Consider the following 17,510-nt stretch of genomic DNA (forward strand, 5'->3'; position numbering starts at 1 on the left):
AGCGCTCCACCGAGGCAGAGCGCGACCAGTACGGCCGGTGTGGCCGCGGCTCCCGCTCGCTTCCCACGCCGGTGGCTCGTGGCTGCCATGCCTGTCAGTCTGGCTGACGGGCCGTCAGGAAGGAAGTAGGGGGAAAGCGGCGGGAGTTCAGTCCGCGATCAGGCCCTCGCGGAGCTGTGCCAGGGTGCGCGTCAGCAGGCGCGAGACGTGCATCTGCGAGATGCCGACCTCCTCGCCGATCTGCGACTGGGTCATGTTGGCGAAGAAGCGCAGCATGATGATCTGCCGCTCGCGGGGCGGGAGTTTGGCGAGCAGCGGCTTGAGCGACTCGCGGTACTCGACGCCTTCCAGGGCCGTGTCCTCGTAGCCGAGGCGGTCGGCCAGCGAGCCCTCGCCGCCGTCGTCCTCCGGGGAGGGCGAGTCGAGCGAGGAGGCGGTGTACGCGTTGCCGACGGCGAGGCCGTCGACCACGTCCTCCTCCGACACCCCGAGCACGGCGGCGAGTTCGGGGACGGTGGGGGAGCGGTCGAGCTTCTGCGCGAGCTCGTCGCTGGCCTTGGTGAGGGCGAGCCGCAGCTCCTGGAGGCGGCGCGGAACGCGCACGGACCACGAGGTGTCGCGGAAGAAGCGCTTGATCTCACCGACGACCGTCGGCATCGCGAACGTCGGGAATTCCACGCCCCGTTCGCAGTCGAAGCGGTCGATCGCCTTGATCAGGCCGATGGTGCCGACCTGGACGATGTCTTCCATCGGCTCGTTGCGGGAGCGGAAGCGGGCCGCCGCGTACCGCACGAGGGGGAGGTTGAGCTCGATCAGGGTGTCGCGGACGTAGGTCCGCTCCGGGCTTTCCTCGGCCGCGCCCTCCTCGTCCAGGGCGCGCAGCCGCAGGAAGAGGGAGCGGGAGAGCGTGCGGGTGTCGATGGCCTCGGTGGTGACGGCCGTCGGCGCGGAGGCGCGGCCCGCGGCGCCGTCGGCGGCGGTCGGAGCCGTCGTCTGCGCGGGCATGGGCGTGAGCGTGAGCACCTTCGAGCTGCCCTGTTCTGCGGACATGCCACCCCCTTTGAGGTCGCGGACGGTCGTGGTGGCCACGGCCATCTGAGGAACGCAGCCTCCACCTGAATACCGGAGGTGGGGCTGCGGCAAACGCGGTTTCCGCAGAATGTCACAAGTCGGCAACACGCTGTAGTGACATGTCGACACAGAGCAGCCGAGTATCCGCAGGAAACAAGGGGTGCAGGGCTTTTGGGAGGCCGAAAAGCCGCTCCGGAAGGGTCTACCCGATCCGGTTACGCCTCGATCCTATTTGCGGATCTCAGGCGGGCGAAGCTCCGGGCGAGGAGCCTTGACACATGCATCTGCGATACCCCGAGCTCCTGACTGATCTGGGACTGGGTCAGGTTGCTGTAGTAGCGGAGCATCAGGATGCGCTGCTCGCGCTCGGGCAACTGGACGAGCAGATGCCGTACGAGATCGCGGTGTTCGACTCCGGCGAGCGCGGGATCCTCGTAGCCGAGGCGGTCGAGCAGGCCCGGCAGGCCGTCGCCCTCCTGGGCGGCCTCCAGGGAGGTGGCGTGATAGGAGCGGCCGGCCTCGATGCAGGCGAGCACTTCGTCCTCGCCGATCTTGAGGCGCTCGGCGATCTCGGCGGTGGTAGGGGACCGGCCGTGGGCGGTGGTGAGGTCCTCGGTGGCGCCGTTGACCTGGACCCACAGCTCATGGAGGCGGCGGGGGACGTGCACCGTGCGGACGTTGTCGCGGAAGTAGCGCTTGATCTCGCCGACGACGGTGGGCATGGCGAACGTCGGGAACTGCACGCCCCGGTCCGGGTCGAAGCGGTCGATGGCGTTGATCAGGCCGATGGTGCCGACCTGGACCACGTCCTCCATCGGCTCGTTGCGGCTGCGGAAACGGGCGGCGGCGTAACGGACGAGGGGGAGGTTGGCCTCGATCAGCGCGCCGCGGACGTGCTGGTGCTCGGGGGTGCCCGGCTCCAGGTTCTTGAGGCGGGCGAACAGCACCTGGGTGAGGGCGCGGGTGTCGGCGCCGCGGGTGCCGGGGCGGTGAACGCCGGTACGCGGGCCGGAGGCGCCGTCTCCGTCTCCGTCGCTTTCTCCGCCGGGGCTCTCGGGTGCGTCCGGCGTGCCGGGGCCCGTGTCGGGGCCCGCGTGGGGGTCGGTGCCGGCGCGGGGGGTGGCCTCGGGGGCGCCGGGGGCGGCGGGGGTGGTCGAGGTGTCCGAGGTGTCGCGGGGGCTCGGGGTGCCGGGCGTGGGTGCGGGTGCGGGTGCGGGTGTGGGCGCGGTGCGGCGGTGGGGGGTGTCCGGGCTTCCGGGCTCGTTCTGGGGAGGGACTTGAGGCGCTGCACTGGCCGGCACGTTCACGCCACCCCTTCACGTCAACTTCGGTCGACTCATTCGTCAAAAGCGGTCATAGCATCACAAGACATGTCCACTGTGTGCAAGCACCGCATAACTACGTGTTGAGTGAGCGCGTGACGGGTAAGAATCCGGGCCCTCCGCCGTCGACGGCGGAGGGCCCGCAAGGGTGGTGACGCGTACGTACGCGTGGGTGGGCCGGAGAGGCCGAAGTGAGGGATCAGGCCTCGAACGGGTAGTCGGCGATCACCCAGGTGGAGAACTCGCGCCAGAGCGCGACACCCGCCTGATGAGCCGGGTGCTCCAGGTAGATCTTGAGCGCGTCCGCGTCGGCGACGGCGGAGTTGATGGCGAAGTCGTACGCGATCGGCCGGTCCGAGACGTTCCAGGCGCACTCCCAGAACGTCAGCTCGGGGATCTGCGAACCGAGGGCACGGAACGCCTCGACGCCCGCGACCACCCGCGGCTCGTCCCGCTCGACACCGTCATTGAGTTTGAAGAGGACCAGATGGCGGATCACTGCCGTCTCCCGTGAACGAGTCCGATACGAGTCAGTTGACGAGCTCCGTCATGAACCGGCCGACGCCTTGAGCGGCGCTCGATATGCCCTCGAACCCTACCTGGACGAGATCCGCCGCCCGGGCCGGGGAAGTGATGATCGTGTACAGCACGAAAACCCCGACCGCATAGAGCGCGACCTTCTTCACCTGCGCCATTCGTCCGCTCTCCCCAGTCGCCCCGAAGACCCCTGTCACCACCGCTGTCGGCGCCGCGTTCACGCGGTCGCCGAGTCTAACGGAGCCCCTTCCGGCCGGGCCTTTATGGACCAATGGCCCACCCAACGGGGCCTTTCGCCGACCCCCGGAACAACGGCCGCCAGAGCAGGATGGGTGTCGAGCCCGGCGGATCTGGCAGGAATCCGCAGGGCATCGAACCGGCCCTCACTGCGGGGTCCGCGCCGAGTGCTTCCCCTGACCACGGCGCCGGACTTGAAGGTTCGGTTCGCATCGGGGGGAGCGGCTTGTCCCCCCCCCGATGCCGCTCCCCCCGGCCAAGCGCCTCATGCGTCTGTTCCGCGCCTTCTGGGGGGCCTCCCCCCCCCGCCCCCCACCCCCTCCCCACCCCCCCTTTTTCTCGCGGCCCCGGCCCCGGCCTCGGCCCCGGCTTCGGCCTCGCTCTCGGTGTTCCGCGGCCGGGAGCCTTCACCGTCCCTTCGCGCTCACCTCACGCTTGACCCTTCGCTTCCGTCTTGCCCGGGCGTCCGGCGCGCTGCCGGCCTGGCGGCACATCAGGCGCACGGCGGGCGGCGGGCGGTGAGTCCGAGAGGGCCGAACGGTGAGCACTCACGAAGAACGGCGGAGCGACGAGCGGCCGGACGAGCGCACCACCGGGCGGCCCGACGACCAGGGGCCGGCGGCCTCGCACGCGTACGCCTCGGGGCGGGACATGTACGGCGCCGAGCAGGGCGACGTACACCTCCGCATCGACTGCACCGAGACCGCCGACGGTCGCGAGCGCCACACCGTGGGCCCGATCATCGACGACCGCCCGTATCCCGGTCCGTCCGCCTTCACCGCATCCCAAGCCGACCGCTTCCGCGCGGGTCGTGACAGTCAGGGGTTCTCGACGCTGATGCTCCCGTTGCTGCTCTTCAGGGTGAGCCGATGCAGGCCCGCCGGGTCGTCGGGCAGTCCGATCCTCTTGTCGCCGTTGCTTGTCCGCGCGGCTATTCGATAGCCCGTGCCGGGCACCTTCAGATCGATGCTGCCGTTGGTCGTCCTCGCCTCGACGTCCGAGGGCGCGGCCAGGGTCAGATCGATGCTGCCGTTGGACGTCCGGGCCTGGACCCGGCCGCCCTTGACGTCCGACCCGGTGATGCGGCCGTTGGCGGTCGTGACGTCGACCGGGCCGTTCACCCCGGTCAGTTCGATCCGGCCGGCGCCGGTCTTCACCCGGACCGCCCCCACCTTCGTCAGACTGACCGTGCCGTTGGACACCTTGCCGCTCACGGGAATGCCGGCGGGGACCTCGACGTCGTACGCGACCGAGCAGTCGAAGCTGCCGCAGTCGTCGAGGATCAGTACCCCGTTCTCCACGCGGTGGGTGGGGCTCTCGGGCTTGCCGTGCTGGTACGAGACCGTGCGCCGCAGCGACGGCGGCTCGCCGTCCGCGATGCCGTGGACGGTGACGTGTCCCGACCCGTTCTCGAGCCGGACCGAGGTGATCTTCGCGGGCAGCGAGCTGCTGTCCTCGTAGGTCTTGCTCTTCACCAGGCCGCACCCGGAGAGCCCGCCGATGGCGAGCCCCGCCGTCGTCACCGCGATGCCGAGTAGACGGAAGTTCCTGCGCATTCGTGTCCCCCTGTTGCGGAAGGCCGCCCGGATCGGGCCGGGCCGGCCCGATGGCAGCGTCGGGCCAGGCCGGGCCCCGTGGCGTCCGACGCCTGTTGCCTGACGCTCTTCGAAACTAATGGGCCCTGGGGGAGGCGGACATCAGGGAAGCCCCCGAATAAAACCCCTGATTCGTCCCGGGGTTCCGGCCGTCGGACCCTTCCGGGTCGGCCCGGCGGAGAGCCCGTGGGAAGAGTGCGGGAGAGGCGCGTGGGGCGTGTGGGGCAGCAGGGAGCGGCGGGGTGGCGGTGGCGGAAACAGCCGGCGGGAGAAGGGGCCGGGGCACCGCAGGGAATCTGTGGGAAAAGCAGAACCGCCTCCGGCCTGCTGTCGCAGATCGGAGGCGGTTCAAGAGCGGTAGCGGAGGGATTTGAACCCTCGGTGAGTTTCCCCACACTCGCTTTCGAGGCGAGCTCCTTCGGCCGCTCGGACACGCTACCGAGAGAGAGCTTAGCCCAAAGGCGCCCAGGACTGAAATCCGTGTCCCCGCGCAGGTCGGAGCGGGTGCCCGAAGGCCGGCTGGAGGCCGGTCGGCGGCCGGTCCGGCAGGCGTCAGCGGGTGCGGAAGAAACGGGTCAGCTGGGCCGAGCACTCCGCTTCCAGGACGCCGTGGATCACCTCGGGGCGGTGATTGAGGCGGCGGTCGCGGACCAGGTCCCAGAGCGAACCGGTCGCTCCCGCCTTCTCGTCGAAGGCGCCGAAGACCACCCGTTCGACCCGCGCCTGGACGAGGGCGCCCGCGCACATCACACACGGCTCCAGGGTCACGACGAGCGTGCAGCCGGTCAGCCGCCACTCGCCCGTCGCCGCCGCCGCCCGGCGCAGGGCGAGCACCTCGGCGTGGGCGGTCGGGTCGCCGTTCGCCTCGCGCTCGTTGTGGCCGGTGGCGAGGACGGTGCCGTCCGGGGCGAGCACGACCGCGCCGACCGGTACGTCACCGGCCAGCGCGGCCAGGTCGGCCTCGGCGAGCGCGTGCCGCATCGGGGCACGCCAGGGGTCCCGTACGGGATCCCCTACGGGCTCCGGCACGGGTTCGGGGGCAGGGGAGGGGGCGGTGTCCTCGCCGTGTGCTGCGCGGGGCACTAGCGCACGGCCTCCAGGATGTCCGCGGCGCCGATGGCCTCCGCGATCTCCCCGAGGGCGTCGCCGGTCTCCAGACCGAGCAGTGCCTGCTCGTCCATGCCGAGGTCGGCCAGGATGAGCGTCTCGCCGAGAGGCCCGGCCGGGGCGACGGCCGCGGCGTCCGCCGCCTCGTCGTCCTCGTCCGCGTCCGCCGGCTCGCCGTCCTCCGTGCCGTCCAGGTCGGTCAGTTCGTCGAGCGCGCCGTCCTGCTCGTCGTCGCCGAGGATCTCCGAGGTGAGGATCTCCCCGTACGAGGAGCGGGCGGCGGCGGCGCCGTTCGAGACGAACACGCGGGGGTCGTCCTCGCCGTCGATGCGGACGACGCCGAACCAGGCGTCCTCCTGCTCGATGAAGACGATCACCGTTTCCCCGTCGTCGGCGGCGGCCTCACGGGCCAGTTCGGCAAGGTCCGCCAGCGTTTCCACGTCGTCGAGCTCTGTATCGCTCGCTTCCCACCCGTCTTCGGTGCGCGCGAGCAGTGCGGCGAAGTACACCTGACTCTCCCACTGTCCAGAGGTGTGATGACCGGCGGCGCGCTCCTGATGCCCCGCCCAATCGGCATCGTGACAGAAACCTCGCCGTCAGGAGAGGTCTTCGGCTGTTGCGTCGTGCATCAGTCTGAATGACACCGCGATCGGGCGGGCGTGCGACCCCGGCGCACGCGGGCGTACCCGGCGTGGCGGGACTTCCCGCAGGTCACCCGGGCGCACTACCGCGCCCGTCGCGGCGTCGCCGCCATGCCACCGCCGGGCCATCGTCGTACGTCCCCGTGTCACCACCGGAACGTACGCATCCGCATCGCCTGCCGCATCCGGGCCGCCCGGGCGCGCCGCGGCTGGACGCGGTCGCGCAGCGCCTTGGCCTCGTGCAGTTCGCGCAGGAACAGCGCGCGCCGGCGGCGGCGATCCGTCTCGGGGTCGAGATCGGGGCCGAGACCGGGGTGGAGATCGGCGTCGGCGTCGGGGTCGGGGGCGGGAAGGTCGGGGGCGGCGGCCGGTCCTGACGTGCTCGGTCCGCTCGGCCTGCTCGGCCCGCTCGGCGCGTCCGGCCTACCCGGGCCGGCCTCCGGCGCGTCCGGGTCAAGGCCCGGGGCCGGTGCCGGCGAGGTGCCCGGCGGGGCGTTCCGGCCCGGCGGCGCCGAGGCGCCGATGGACTCCGCTTGACCCCTCCTACCCCTCCCACCAGGCATTCCGGGCGTTCCAGGCATCTTCTCCGGGTCGGGCATCGGCCACACCACCCCACGACTGCGTCCCTGTGTCCCCACCTTCCCCCGGCGCCCCGGGGCCGCGCCACCCCGGCCGCTGTCCGGGGCCCGCCACCGGCCCGGCTACTGTTGACGTATGCGTCTCCACGTCGTCGATCACCCGCTGGTCGCTCACAAGCTCACCACGCTGCGCGACAAGCGCACGGACTCCCCGACCTTCCGCCGGCTCGCCGACGAGCTGGTCACCCTGCTCGCCTACGAGGCGACCAGGGACGTGCGCACCGAGCAGGTCGACATCGAGACCCCGGTCACGAAGACCTCCGGCGTGAAGCTGTCGCACCCCCGCCCGCTCGTCGTTCCGATCCTGCGCGCCGGTCTCGGCATGCTCGACGGCATGGTGCGGCTGCTCCCGACCGCCGAGGTCGGCTTCCTCGGCATGATCCGCAACGAGGAGACGCTGGAGGCGTCGACCTACGCCACGCGGATGCCGGAGGACCTGTCCGGTCGCCAGGTGTACGTCCTCGACCCGATGCTCGCGACCGGCGGCACGCTCGTCGCGGCGATCAAGGAACTGATCCGGCGCGGTGCGGACGACGTCACCGCCGTCGTGCTGCTCGCCGCCCCGGAGGGCGTCGCGATCATGGAGCGCGAGCTGGCCGGTACGCCGGTGACGGTCGTGACGGCCTCGGTCGACGAGCGCCTCAACGAGAACGGCTACATCGTGCCGGGCCTCGGCGACGCGGGCGACCGCATGTACGGCACCGCCGAGTAGGACCTGCGGACCGGCGGACTCACGGCCCCGCGGACTCGCGGACCCGCACCGGTCCTGGCTCGGGCCGGCACTCGGGCCACGGCTCCGGGTGTACGGGGCCACCGGGTGTACGGGGCCACGGCTCCGGCCGGCGGCCTCCCGCCGCTTGAACGCACGTGAAGGCGCCCGTCCCCCTTCTCGTACGGAAGAACTCCGATTCATCCGTACGAGAAGGGGGACGGGCGCCTTCGTGCTGTCAGCAGTGCCCCGGAACCGGCTTCGGCTTGTTCAGCGCCACGAGCGCCGCGTCCGCCACCGTCTTCGGGTCGAGCTGTTTGAAGGCGGTGCCGATGACGAAGTCGATGTCCGCCGTCGTCCGGGTGTCGACCTTCGTCGTCGCGCCCTTGAGCTGGGCGCCGACGACGGAGAAACCGCCCTTGGTGGCGCCCGGAGCGCCGAGCAGAAGTCCTGTGCCGGTCACCTTCTTGTCGAGGTCGGCCGGTGCGTTGCCCACCTTTCCGATGACGAAGCCGCGCTTCTTCAGCTCGTCCGCGGTCGCCTTCGCGAGACCGCCGCGCGGGGTCGCGTTGTAGACGTTCACGGTGATCTGGGCCGGCTTCGGGAGCGTCGCGGCGGCGGGGGTGGTCGGCTTGGGCGCGGGCTTGCAGTCGCTGGGCTTGCCGGCGGCCGTGACCGTCTTCGTACCATCGCCACCGCCGCCGGAGAAGACGTCGACGAGCTGGAATGTCCCCCAGCCGGCCGCGCCGAGCACGAGCACGGCGGCCGCCGCCCCGAGAACGATTCTGCGCCGACGGTGAGGGCGGCGCATGCGGGGATAGACGTCCCCTGTGATGCGGTACTTTCCGCCCATTCCAGGGGGAGTGAGCATGCTCATGAACGCAGCGTAGTGCGGCCCGTCGGTGATGCCTACTGGATGATCATGTGATCGCGTCCGGACGGGCGTGAAGTGGCCCCGAAAGGGTCAGCCCCGAGAGCCGTGGGCCCCGGGGCGCACGCCGGGCGGGTATGGGGCCGGTGCGTCGGCCGCGTACTCCCGGCGGGTACTCCCGGCGGCCGAAGCCGGACGGCCGGCTCCGGGCAGTCGAACTCGGACAGCCGGACAGCCGGACAGCCGGATGGCCGGACAGGCGGATGGCCGGTGGCCGGATGGGCCGTCCCCGTCGTCCAGGGGAGCGGTCAGCCCAGTTCCAGCACGCGCGCGTGGAGCACCTGACGCTGCTGGAGTGCGGCGCGGACCGCTCGGTGCAGTCCGTCCTCCAGGTAGAGATCGCCCTGCCACTTCACGACGTGCGCGAAGAGGTCGCCGTAGAAGGTGGAGTCCTCGGCGAGCAGCGTCTCCAGATCCAGCTGGCCCTTGGTGGTCACCAGCTGATCGAGGCGGACCGGGCGCGGTGCCACGTCCGCCCACTGCCGGGTGCTTTCCCGGCCGTGGTCGGGATACGGCCTGCCGTTTCCGATGCGCTTGAAGATCACACGGAAAGCCTACCGGGCCCGCGGCTCCCGGCGCAGCCACGCGAACTCAGTGCGATGCCGGGGCAAAACGGGACCGATCCGTACGCATGGAAGGTCCCGCCGCGCGGGAGCGGCGGGACCCGGGGCGGTTCGGGGGCCGGGGCGGCCGTCACGGTGTCCGGCACCGACACGGCCGCCGTGCCCTCGCGCCCCCTGCCGACGACAGCGACAGCGACAGCGACGGCGACGGCGGGGGAGCGGGAGCGGGGGTGGGGGTGGGGGCGGCTACGGAGCCGGTGTACGGCCTCGGTTACGGAGTCGCCTTCTCCTTCTCGATCACCGGAGCGGACGGGGCGTTCGCCTTCACCGACTCGATGCCGTTCAGGCAGGAGGCCTTGCTCTCGTACGCCTCGCCCACCGCGATGATCTCCCCGTTGCCCGCCTTCAGACGGAACCGGTACTTGTCCGCCTTGTCCTTGTAGACCTCGAACTTGCCCGCCATGCGCGTCACCTCTCAGCTCTGCCCCCTGAGGCGACGCTAGGCTGCCGCGCCGGGACGCGCAGCCGGAAGAGGGCCGACGGGCCGAGGGGCCGAGGGGCCAGTGTGCCGAGGGTGCCGGCGAGACCTCCCGGCCCCCTCGGCACCCCCGGCTCCTCCGGCCGGCAGTGTCGGCTACTCCGTCGCCTCGTCGTGGTCGGCGTGCAGACCGCCGTTGGCCGTGCCCTCGCCGTCCGTCCGGCCGGTGCTCGCGACCGGCTTCCGCAGCGAGCTGATGTCGTGGGCGTAGGTGCCGACGGCGTTGGCGACGACACCGATGTTGATGTCGAACGCCCGCATGTTGATGTTCGTGATGTCGTCGCCCTTGGCGTGGTAGTTCACGTCGTACGCGACGCCCGCCTGGCCGCCGAACTTCCGTGCCTGGGCCTCGGTCTTGAGGCCCTCGGCGCCGGTGAAGGTGCCGCCGGAGGGGATGCCCGCGTCGATGAACGGCCCGTAGTCGGAGCGGCCGTCGAAGTCGGTGCCCTCGTGCGGGACGCCCCGCCGGTCGAGGTAGTCGTTGATGTCGCGCTCCAGCTGAGCGGAGCCGGCCGGGCCGGGGCCCGCGCCCTTGCCGTCGGAGTCGTCGCCGTCGTAGACGAAGATCCCGTAGTTCGGCGAGGCGATCATGTCGAAGTTGAGGTAGAGCTTGATCTCCTTCTTGTCGAGGGAGCTCATGTGGTCGGCGTAGTACTCGGAGCCGAGCAGGCCGTACTCCTCGGCGGACCACCAGGCGAAGCGGACCTTGTTGCGGACCTTGTCCTTCTCCTTGGAGGTGGCCTTGGCGAGTTCCAGGGCGGTCTGGAGGAGGGCGGCCGAACCGGAGCCGTTGTCGTTGATGCCGGGGCCGGCGGCGACCGAGTCGAGGTGGGAGCCGAGCATCACGGTGTTGGCGGCGTTGCCGCCCTTCGTCTCCGCGATGACGTTGTTGGTGGTGCGGTTCTCCCGGAACTGGCGGATGTCCAGGGACAGTTCGACCGGCCCCTTGGCGAGGTCGGCGGCGAGCTGCTCGCCCTCCGCCTGGCTGATGCCGCCGGTGGGGACCTTGCCGGCGTCGGCGGCGCCGAGGGTGCCGTTCAGCGCGCCGTCGGTGTTGTTGTAGATGACCGCGCCGACGGCGCCGGCCGCGGCGGCGTTCGCCTGCTTGTCGGCGAAGGTGCAGCCGCCGCGCTTGATGAGCGCGATCTTGCCGGTGAACGTGCCGGAGGCGAAGTCGCCCGGCTCGCAGCCGTTGCTGCCGTCGGCGTCGACCGGGGCGGCGGCGAGACCGGCCTTGATGCCGCCGACCGGGGTGGACGCGGTGTACGTCATCGCGTGGATCGCGAGGTCGCGCGGGGCGGGGGAGACGACGGCGGCCTTCTCGGCCCGCGTCTCCGTGAAGATGAAGTCGAACTTCTGGTACGAGACGTTGTAACCGGCCTGCTTGAGCAGGGAGTACACGTACGCGGCCGAGGCGTCGTGGCCGGCCGAGCCGGCGACGCGGGTGCCGCCCGACGAGTCGGCTATCGCCTGGAGCTTCTGGAGGTGCCGGTAGGCGTCCTTGGCGGTGGTCTCGCGTACCAGCGTCTTCGCCAGCTTGGCGGCGTCCCGCGCCTCGGCGGCCCCCGGGGCGGGGTCGGCGGTGGCGGGGACGGCGAGGACCAGCGGGGTGGCGAGGGCGGCGGCGGCCAGAACGGCGGCGGCTCTGCGCTGCGAGGCGTTCACAGAAGTCCTTCCCGGTGGGTGCGAGGTTGAGGGGAAGCTAGCGACCGTTGGGGGTTCCTGTGAACAGATTCGTCACAATTTCTGCCGTGCGACACAGGATTGGCATCGGGAATGAACAATTCCCCGTGTTTTAAGGCTTTTTGGCGGAGGGCGTGGTCTTCTTCGAGGCTGCGGACCGGGCGGACTTCGCGGTCCCGGACGCCCCGGGCGTCTTGGTGCCCTGGGCCGTCTTGGCTGTCTTGGCTGTCTTGGCCGCCTTGGCGGCGGCCTTCAACTCCTGCTTGTGGGCACGGACTTTGGCGAGCGACTCCGGCCCGGTGATGTCGGCGGCCGAGCGGAACGCGCCCGCCTCCCCGTACGCCCCGGCCGCCTCCCGCCAGCCGTCGGGCCGCACCCCGTACTGCTTGCCGAGGAGGGCCAGGAAGATCTGCGCCTTCTGCTTGCCGAACCCGGGCAGCGCCTCCAGCCGCGCCAGCAGCTCGGATCCCGTCGCCACTCCCCGCCACACCGCTTCCGCGTCGCCCCCGTACTCCTCCACCAGGAAGCGGCACAGCTGCTGGATCCGCTGGGCCATGGACCCCGGGTAGCGGTGCACGGCCGGCTTCTCGGAGAGCAGCGCGGCGAAGGTCTCCGGGTCCTGGGCGGCGATCTCGCCCGCGTCCAGATCGTCCCGGCCCAGCCGGCCGGCCACCGTGAACGGGCCGGAGAACGCCCACTCCATCGGCACCTGCTGGTCCAGGAGCATGCCGACGAGCGCGGCGAGCGGGGAGCGGCCGAGGAGCGCGTCGGCGTCGGGCTGCTGGGCGAGATGGATCTCGGGGCTCATACCCCGATCATCGGGCCGGTCGGCCCGGTGCGCCCGGCGAGTGCGGCACCGGGAGCAGCGGGAGCAGCGGGAGCGCCGGGAGCAGTGGGAGCAGTGGGAGTACGGTCCGACGGGTGCCGACGGGTGCCGACGGGTGCTGACGGAGTCCCGAGGTCCCGAGGTTCCGGGGTTCAGCTCTCCAGGGTGGCGCCGTCCGCCGTTCCGAACCGGGCGAGGGCCGTCATCACGCGCGTACGGGTCTCGTCGACCCCGAGATGCCCGCCCGCGTCCACGATGTGCAGCTCGGCGTCCGGCCAGGCGCGGGCCAGTTCCCAGGCGGTGAGCGCCGGGCCGCCGAGGTCGAGCCGTCCGTGGACGAGGACGCCCGGGATGCCGGCGAGCCGGTGGGCGTCCCGGATCAGCGCGCCTTCCTCCAGGAACGCGCCGTGCGCGAAGTAGTGCGCGCAGATCCGGACGAAGCCGAGCCGGGCGTCGTCGACCCGGTCGGTGTACGGGGTGCCCTGGCCCTCCAGGGACAGGACGGCGTCCTCCCAGGCGCACCAGTCGGCCGCCGCCTTCTCCCGTACGGAGCGGTCGGGACGGTCCATCAGGGCGGCATATGCCTCGATGATGTTCTGGCCCTCGGTGCGCGGGGGGACGCCCGCGCCGTCCCGGAACCGTTCGTGGGCCTCGGGGAAGTACCGCCCGACGCCCTCGTACAGCCACGCCGTCTCGGTACGGCGGGTGGTGGTGACGGCCGCGATCACGATCTCGGTGACGTGCTCCGGGTGCGTCTCGGCATAGGCCAGGATCAGGGTGGACCCCCAGGAGCCCCCGTACAGCAGCCAGCGTTCGATGCCGAGGTGGACCCGCAGCCGTTCCATGTCGGCGATGAGATGGGCGGTCGTGTTGACCGACAGGTCGGTGGCCGGGTCGCTCGCGTGCGGGGTGGAGCGGCCGCAGCCGCGCTGGTCGAACTGGACGATCCGGTAGACCGCCGGATCGAAGACCCGGCGCGCGTGCGGCGACGAGCCGGAGCCGGGGCCGCCGTGGACGACGAGTGCGGGCTTTCCTTCGGGGTTCCCGGCGACGGACCAGTACACGTGGTTGCCGTCGCCGACGTCGAGCATGCCTTCGTCATGGGGTGCGAGCTCAGCGAACATCCCGCCGACGCTACTCCCGCAGGCCGGCCCGCGCCGCCGGATAACGGCCCGGACGGCGGGGCCCGGACGGTCCGAACGGCACGGGTTGGACCGGCCGAACCGGTTTGGCATATGCCCCGACGGCTCTCTCCCGCGGCTCCCTACCGCGGCTCGGCCGCCGGCTCGGCATCCGTCTCGTCGTGAAGGAGCTGGCGTATGCCCGCCTTCAACTCGTCCGGCGACAGATGCTGTTCCTCCGTCAGGTGGTGCATCAGGCTCGGGGAGAACGGGGCCAGCAGGAGGTGGGCGAGCAGAGGGGCGTTGGCGGCGGGGCGGGTCTCGGCGAGCAGCAGCCTGACGTGGGCGTGCGTGGCGAGGTACGCGCCGTTGGTGTAGCGGCCGGTCGGCGAGGCGGTCTGGGCGGCCAGGAGCAGCGCGCGCTGGTCGACGACGTGGTCGACGTAGGCGCAGAGGAAGGCGTAGAGGCGCTGCGCGGCGGGCGCGCCGGGGCCGAGCGGCGGAGGGCCGCTCAGATACGTCTCCTGGAACCGGCGCTCGCGTTCGTCGAGCAGCGCCCACAGCAGGTGCGAGACCTCGCCGAAGCGGCGGTAGACCGTGCCGACGCCGATGCCGCTCGCCTGCGCGACCTGGTTCATGGTGACGGCCTCGGGGCCGTTCTCCGCGACGATCCGGGCGGCCGCGTCGAGGATCTTGCGCCGGTTGCGGGCGGCGTCGGCGCGCTCGGGGACGGGGGCGCCGAGGGCCGGGAGCAGGGGGAGCGGCGGTACGGGCCGGTCGGCCGGCGCCGACGACTCTGCCGGTCCCGCCGATTCTGCCGATCCCGCCGGTCCCGCTTGGTCCGCCGGACCGGTGGTGGCCGTGGCCTGCGGTTCGTGGGTGCTCATCGGCTGCTGCCCGCCTCTCGTTCCTGCTCTCGTTCGCGCGCTCTTTCGGCATCGGCGGCTCCCTGTCCGGGGTCCGCCCGCGCCTCCCCGTCGGCTGCTTCCTGACATCGAGCATACCCGGGACCCTTGCTAAACGGATAGACCTCCGCTTAGGCTGCGGGTGTTGAAGCGGAAAGTAATCCGTTTCTCTGTGAGGGTGTTGTCGCAGGTCACGGGTCGCGGGTTGCACGTCGTAGATCGCTCGCAGGTCTCTTTCCAGGTACAGGTGCAGGTACAGGTCCTCAGGAGGGCTCAGCATGTCCGTCAAGGTCGCCGTCATCTACTACTCGTCCACCGGGAACGTCCACCGGCTCGCCGAGGCGGTCGCCGAGGGTGCCGAGAAGGCCGGCGCCGAGGTGCGGCTGCGCCGGGCCGCCGAGCTGGCCCCGGCCGCCGCGATCGACGCGAACCCGGCCTGGCGCGCCCATGTGGACGCCCACGCGGACCAGGTCGAGGTCGCCACGCTGGAGGATCTGGAGTGGGCGGACGCGTACGCGTTCGGCTCGCCGACCCGGTTCGGCAACATCAGCGCCCAGCTCAAGCAGTTCATCGACACCGCCGGCGGCCTGTGGCAGCAGGGCGCGCTGTCCGACAAGCCGGCCACCGCCTTCACCAGCGCGTACAACACGCACGGCGGCAACGAGTCCACGCTGCTCGCGCTCTACAACACCTTCCACCACTGGGGCTCGATCATCGTCTCGCCGGGTTACACCGACCAGACCGTCTACGCGGCCGGCGGCAACCCCTACGGGACCGCCTTCGCGGGGGTCAAGGGCGAGATGGACGAGGCCGTCCTCGCCGCCGCCCGCTACCAGGGCGAGCGCCTCGCGAAGATCGCCAAGCGGCTGAACGGCCTCGCGGCCGACTGACCGGCGGCCTCGCGGCCCCCTTGCGCCGCGCGCGGCGCGTGGTGCGTGGTGCGCGCGGTGTAGCGCGCGGTGTGTGGCGCGCGGAGCGTGCCGAGAGTGTGATGTACCCCCGGGGTTGGATACCCCCGGGGGTACTTCTGTTTCTGTTATGGTCGGTTGTATACCCCAGGGGGTAACGAAGGGTTATTCGGGGGTCCCGTTCCTGGAAGGAGTGCAGGTTTGCTCATCGCCCTCGCGGCCGGCGCAGTCGTCGGGCTCTCGCTCGGCGCGCTCGGCGGAGGCGGCAGCGTCCTCGCCGTCCCCGCGCTGATCTACCTGCTCGGCTTCACTCCCGCTGCCGCTGCCACGGCGAGTCTGTTCATCGTGCTCGCGACCTCCGCGACCGCACTGTACGGACACGCGCGGGACGGTCAGGTGCGCTGGCGCACCGGCGCGCTCTTCGCGGCCGCCGGAGTCGTGCCCGCGGCGCTCGGCGGACTGCTCTCCAGCAGGCTGCCCGACGCGCTCTTGACCCTGGGATTCTCCTTGGTCGCGGGCTTCGCGGCGGTACGGATGGTCCGCCGGGCCCCGGAGGCCGAGTCGGTACGGCGTCCGGCGCCGGCCGTCGCGGGCGCGGGGGCCGGACTCGGTGCCGTGACCGGTGTGCTCGGTGTCGGCGGAGGGTTCCTCACCGTGCCGGCGCTCGTCCAGGTTGTCGGCCTGAAGATGCGCCCGGCCGTCGGGACCAGCCTCTTCGTCGTGGGAGCCAACGCTCTGGTCGCGCTGCTCGCGCGGGCCGGCAGCGCCCCGGCCATGAACTGGGCGGTCGTCGCCCCGTTCACGGGCGCGGCGGTGCTCGGCGCCTGGGACGGGCGACGGCTGGCGAAACGTATCCCCGGAGACAAGCTGCGCCGGATCTTCGGCGTGATGCTGCTCCTGGTGGCGGTGGTGATGCTGGTCGACCTGCTCCTGTAGCCGAGGCGAGCCGAGTCGGGCCGGGGTGAGCCGGGCCGGGGCGTGATCCCGGCCGGACGGACCGTACGAGCGGACCGTGAGAACGGGTCGTACGCACGGGCCGGGCCGTACCGAGCCGGCCGAGCCGCGCGGGCGTCCGGGACGCGTACCCGTACCGGCGCGCGTACCACCGTCCGTACACCCGTACCCGTATCCGCACCCCCACCCGTGCCCGTCCCCGCGTCCGCGCGCGGATCCGGACCTGCCGGACCTAGGCCAGCGAGAGGAACAGCTTCTCCAGCCTGGCCCGCATCTGGTCGGGGTCCTCGCCGCCGCGCTGCCCCTTCTCCATGTCGGTGAGGCACTGCTGGAGACCGGTCGCGATGATCGCGAACCCGGCCCGGTCCAGTGCCCGGGAGGCGGCGGCCAGCTGGGTCACGACCTCTTCGCAGTCGCGGCCCTCCTCGATCATCCGGATGACTCCGGCGATCTGCCCCTGTGCCCGGCGCAGCCGGTTCAGTACGGCCTTCAGCTCGGCGCCCGCGAGATCCAGTTCCACAACCACTCCTCCACAGATACCCCCGGGGGTAAGTTACCCCCCGCTCCGGGGTTCCGTCGAAGACCAAGGATGACACCTGCCATGAGCACCACGACCCGTACCGTCGAAGCCGACCAGATCCGCGCCCGCCTCGACGAGCTGACCGTCATCGACGTCCGCTCGCCCGGCGAGTACGCGGGCGGTCACCTCCCCGGCGCGATGAACATCCCGCTCGACCGCCTCAAGCACGCCCTCCCCGCCCTGAAGGAGGCCGCGTCGCGCGGCGAGCTGCTCGTCGTCTGCCAGTCCGGCAACCGCTCCCGCAACGCCTGCGCGCAGCTCGCCGCCGAGGGCATCCCCACCCTCGACCTGGTCGGCGGCACCAGCGGCTGGGCCTCCCGCGGCAACGCCCTCGACCGCCCGGCCGGCGGCCCCGTCCGCGTCCCGTGGGCCATGGACCGGCAGGTCCGTCTGGCCGCAGGCTCGCTCATCCTGCTGGGCCTGCTCCTCGGCGTCCTGGTCCACCCGCTGTTCCAGCTGCTGTCGGCCGGTGTGGCCGGTGGTCTCGTCTTCTCCGCGCTGACCAACACCTGCGGCATGGCGGCGATGCTCGGCAAGCTCCCCTACAACCGCGCCACCTCGTGCGGTGTCGACCTCTCCACCACCCTGAACCGCCTCAACAACGGCGGTAAGTGAGCCCGGACGCCCGGACACCCTCCGGCGTT

20 protein-coding genes and 1 tRNA gene are annotated in these 17,510 nt (G+C 71.6%); 5 read left to right on the top strand and 16 right to left on the bottom strand.

Translation table 11 applies throughout. The annotated features are described in order from the left end of the window. Nucleotides 1-147 precede the first annotated feature (147 nt). From ABZ990_RS08860 to ABZ990_RS08895, 8 genes are all read right to left on the bottom strand, one after another. Entirely contained in the window at nt 148-1,050 is a 903-nt protein-coding gene (locus ABZ990_RS08860; RefSeq protein ID WP_361227460.1) for an RNA polymerase sigma factor SigF, read from the bottom strand. A 236-nt stretch (nt 1,051-1,286) separates the two neighbouring features. Continuing rightward, nucleotides 1,287-2,372 (bottom strand): RNA polymerase sigma factor SigF, encoded by a 1,086-nt coding sequence (locus ABZ990_RS08865; RefSeq protein ID WP_361227463.1) that lies wholly within the window; start codon nt 2,370-2,372, stop codon nt 1,287-1,289. A 220-nt stretch (nt 2,373-2,592) separates the two neighbouring features. Then, nucleotides 2,593-2,892: a Dabb family protein gene (locus tag ABZ990_RS08870; protein ID WP_361227466.1), complete on the bottom strand. Its 300-nt coding sequence runs from the start codon at nt 2,890-2,892 to the stop codon at nt 2,593-2,595. Between the two features lie 31 nt (nt 2,893-2,923). Continuing rightward, nucleotides 2,924-3,088, bottom strand: coding sequence for a hypothetical protein (locus ABZ990_RS08875; RefSeq protein WP_361227469.1), 165 nt, complete (start codon nt 3,086-3,088; stop codon nt 2,924-2,926). A gap of 897 nt (nt 3,089-3,985) precedes the next feature. After that, a complete protein-coding gene (locus ABZ990_RS08880; protein ID WP_361227472.1) occupies nt 3,986-4,723 on the bottom strand; it encodes a DUF4097 family beta strand repeat-containing protein in 738 nt (245 codons plus the stop codon). Between the two features lie 394 nt (nt 4,724-5,117). Further along, nucleotides 5,118-5,202 (bottom strand) — tRNA-Ser (locus ABZ990_RS08885). 112 nt (nt 5,203-5,314) lie between these two features. Then, nucleotides 5,315-5,743: a tRNA adenosine(34) deaminase TadA gene (gene tadA, locus ABZ990_RS08890; protein ID WP_361227574.1), complete on the bottom strand. Its 429-nt coding sequence runs from the start codon at nt 5,741-5,743 to the stop codon at nt 5,315-5,317. A gap of 101 nt (nt 5,744-5,844) precedes the next feature. Beyond that, nucleotides 5,845-6,378, bottom strand: coding sequence for a hypothetical protein (locus ABZ990_RS08895; protein WP_361227475.1), 534 nt, complete (start codon nt 6,376-6,378; stop codon nt 5,845-5,847). Nucleotides 6,379-6,749: 371 nt separating this feature from the next. Between ABZ990_RS08895 and ABZ990_RS08900 the strand changes: the two genes are divergently transcribed. Further along, a complete protein-coding gene (locus tag ABZ990_RS08900; RefSeq protein WP_361227576.1) occupies nt 6,750-6,887 on the top strand; it encodes a hypothetical protein in 138 nt (45 codons plus the stop codon). Nucleotides 6,888-7,224: 337 nt separating this feature from the next. Next, nucleotides 7,225-7,860 (top strand): uracil phosphoribosyltransferase, encoded by a 636-nt coding sequence (gene upp, locus ABZ990_RS08905; protein ID WP_361227478.1) that lies wholly within the window; start codon nt 7,225-7,227, stop codon nt 7,858-7,860. A gap of 235 nt (nt 7,861-8,095) precedes the next feature. On the opposite strand, the gene ABZ990_RS08910 is transcribed toward upp, so the two are convergent. From ABZ990_RS08910 to ABZ990_RS08940, 7 genes are all read right to left on the bottom strand, one after another. Beyond that, nucleotides 8,096-8,734, bottom strand: a complete 639-nt coding sequence (locus ABZ990_RS08910; RefSeq protein WP_361227481.1) for a LytR C-terminal domain-containing protein — start codon at nt 8,732-8,734, stop codon at nt 8,096-8,098. A gap of 302 nt (nt 8,735-9,036) precedes the next feature. After that, complete coding sequence (locus ABZ990_RS08915) at nt 9,037-9,333, bottom strand: type II toxin-antitoxin system VapB family antitoxin (protein WP_003955420.1); 297 nt, start codon at nt 9,331-9,333, stop codon at nt 9,037-9,039. A gap of 289 nt (nt 9,334-9,622) precedes the next feature. Beyond that, nucleotides 9,623-9,814: a YegP family protein gene (locus ABZ990_RS08920; protein ID WP_361227484.1), complete on the bottom strand. Its 192-nt coding sequence runs from the start codon at nt 9,812-9,814 to the stop codon at nt 9,623-9,625. Nucleotides 9,815-9,985: 171 nt separating this feature from the next. Further along, nucleotides 9,986-11,554 (bottom strand): M28 family metallopeptidase, encoded by a 1,569-nt coding sequence (locus tag ABZ990_RS08925; protein ID WP_361227487.1) that lies wholly within the window; start codon nt 11,552-11,554, stop codon nt 9,986-9,988. Between the two features lie 130 nt (nt 11,555-11,684). Further along, on the bottom strand, nt 11,685-12,380 hold the full coding sequence (locus tag ABZ990_RS08930; RefSeq protein ID WP_361227490.1) for an HhH-GPD-type base excision DNA repair protein: 696 nt from the start codon (nt 12,378-12,380) through the stop codon (nt 11,685-11,687). Nucleotides 12,381-12,550: 170 nt separating this feature from the next. Continuing rightward, nucleotides 12,551-13,522, bottom strand: a complete 972-nt coding sequence (pip, locus tag ABZ990_RS08935; protein WP_361227493.1) for a prolyl aminopeptidase — start codon at nt 13,520-13,522, stop codon at nt 12,551-12,553. A gap of 140 nt (nt 13,523-13,662) precedes the next feature. Then, a complete protein-coding gene (locus ABZ990_RS08940; RefSeq protein ID WP_361227496.1) occupies nt 13,663-14,406 on the bottom strand; it encodes a TetR/AcrR family transcriptional regulator in 744 nt (247 codons plus the stop codon). A 296-nt stretch (nt 14,407-14,702) separates the two neighbouring features. Here ABZ990_RS08940 and wrbA point away from each other — a divergent pair, with 296 nt between their 5' ends. Together wrbA and ABZ990_RS08950 are read left to right on the top strand one after the other, a co-directional pair. Next, nucleotides 14,703-15,314 carry an NAD(P)H:quinone oxidoreductase gene (gene wrbA / locus ABZ990_RS08945; RefSeq protein WP_361227499.1) on the top strand — a complete coding sequence of 204 codons (612 nt, stop codon included), beginning with the start codon at nt 14,703-14,705 and terminating at the stop codon, nt 15,312-15,314. A 219-nt stretch (nt 15,315-15,533) separates the two neighbouring features. Next, a complete protein-coding gene (locus ABZ990_RS08950; RefSeq protein ID WP_361227502.1) occupies nt 15,534-16,268 on the top strand; it encodes a sulfite exporter TauE/SafE family protein in 735 nt (244 codons plus the stop codon). Between the two features lie 250 nt (nt 16,269-16,518). Here the strand turns inward: ABZ990_RS08950 and ABZ990_RS08955 are convergent, their stop codons facing one another. Next, nucleotides 16,519-16,806, bottom strand: a complete 288-nt coding sequence (locus ABZ990_RS08955) for a metal-sensitive transcriptional regulator (RefSeq protein ID WP_361227505.1) — start codon at nt 16,804-16,806, stop codon at nt 16,519-16,521. Between the two features lie 81 nt (nt 16,807-16,887). Between ABZ990_RS08955 and ABZ990_RS08960 the strand changes: the two genes are divergently transcribed. Further along, nucleotides 16,888-17,481 (top strand): rhodanese-like domain-containing protein, encoded by a 594-nt coding sequence (locus tag ABZ990_RS08960; protein WP_361227508.1) that lies wholly within the window; start codon nt 16,888-16,890, stop codon nt 17,479-17,481. The last annotated feature ends 29 nt before the right edge of the window (nt 17,482-17,510 follow it).

The organism is Streptomyces sp. NPDC046203, assembly GCF_040646255.1.
GTDB lineage: Bacteria > Actinomycetota > Actinomycetes > Streptomycetales > Streptomycetaceae > Streptomyces.

Excerpts from the sequence above, each read along its gene's own strand:
- wrbA (WP_361227499.1), top strand. The coding sequence starts at position 14,703 with ATGTCCGTCAAGGTCGCCGTCATCTACTACTCGTCCACCGGGAACGTC.
- ABZ990_RS08920 (WP_361227484.1), bottom strand. The coding sequence starts at position 9,814 with ATGGCGGGCAAGTTCGAGGTCTACAAGGACAAGGCGGACAAGTACCGG.
- pip (WP_361227493.1), bottom strand. The coding sequence starts at position 13,522 with ATGTTCGCTGAGCTCGCACCCCATGACGAAGGCATGCTCGACGTCGGC.
- tadA (WP_361227574.1), bottom strand. The coding sequence starts at position 5,743 with ATGCGGCACGCGCTCGCCGAGGCCGACCTGGCCGCGCTGGCCGGTGAC.
- ABZ990_RS08930 (WP_361227490.1), bottom strand. The coding sequence starts at position 12,380 with ATGAGCCCCGAGATCCATCTCGCCCAGCAGCCCGACGCCGACGCGCTC.
- ABZ990_RS08875 (WP_361227469.1), bottom strand. The coding sequence starts at position 3,088 with ATGGCGCAGGTGAAGAAGGTCGCGCTCTATGCGGTCGGGGTTTTCGTG.
- ABZ990_RS08910 (WP_361227481.1), bottom strand. The coding sequence starts at position 8,734 with ATGAGCATGCTCACTCCCCCTGGAATGGGCGGAAAGTACCGCATCACA.
- upp (WP_361227478.1), top strand. The coding sequence starts at position 7,225 with ATGCGTCTCCACGTCGTCGATCACCCGCTGGTCGCTCACAAGCTCACC.
- ABZ990_RS08860 (WP_361227460.1), bottom strand. The coding sequence starts at position 1,050 with ATGTCCGCAGAACAGGGCAGCTCGAAGGTGCTCACGCTCACGCCCATG.
- ABZ990_RS08940 (WP_361227496.1), bottom strand. The coding sequence starts at position 14,406 with ATGAGCACCCACGAACCGCAGGCCACGGCCACCACCGGTCCGGCGGAC.
- ABZ990_RS08960 (WP_361227508.1), top strand. The coding sequence starts at position 16,888 with ATGAGCACCACGACCCGTACCGTCGAAGCCGACCAGATCCGCGCCCGC.
- ABZ990_RS08880 (WP_361227472.1), bottom strand. The coding sequence starts at position 4,723 with ATGCGCAGGAACTTCCGTCTACTCGGCATCGCGGTGACGACGGCGGGG.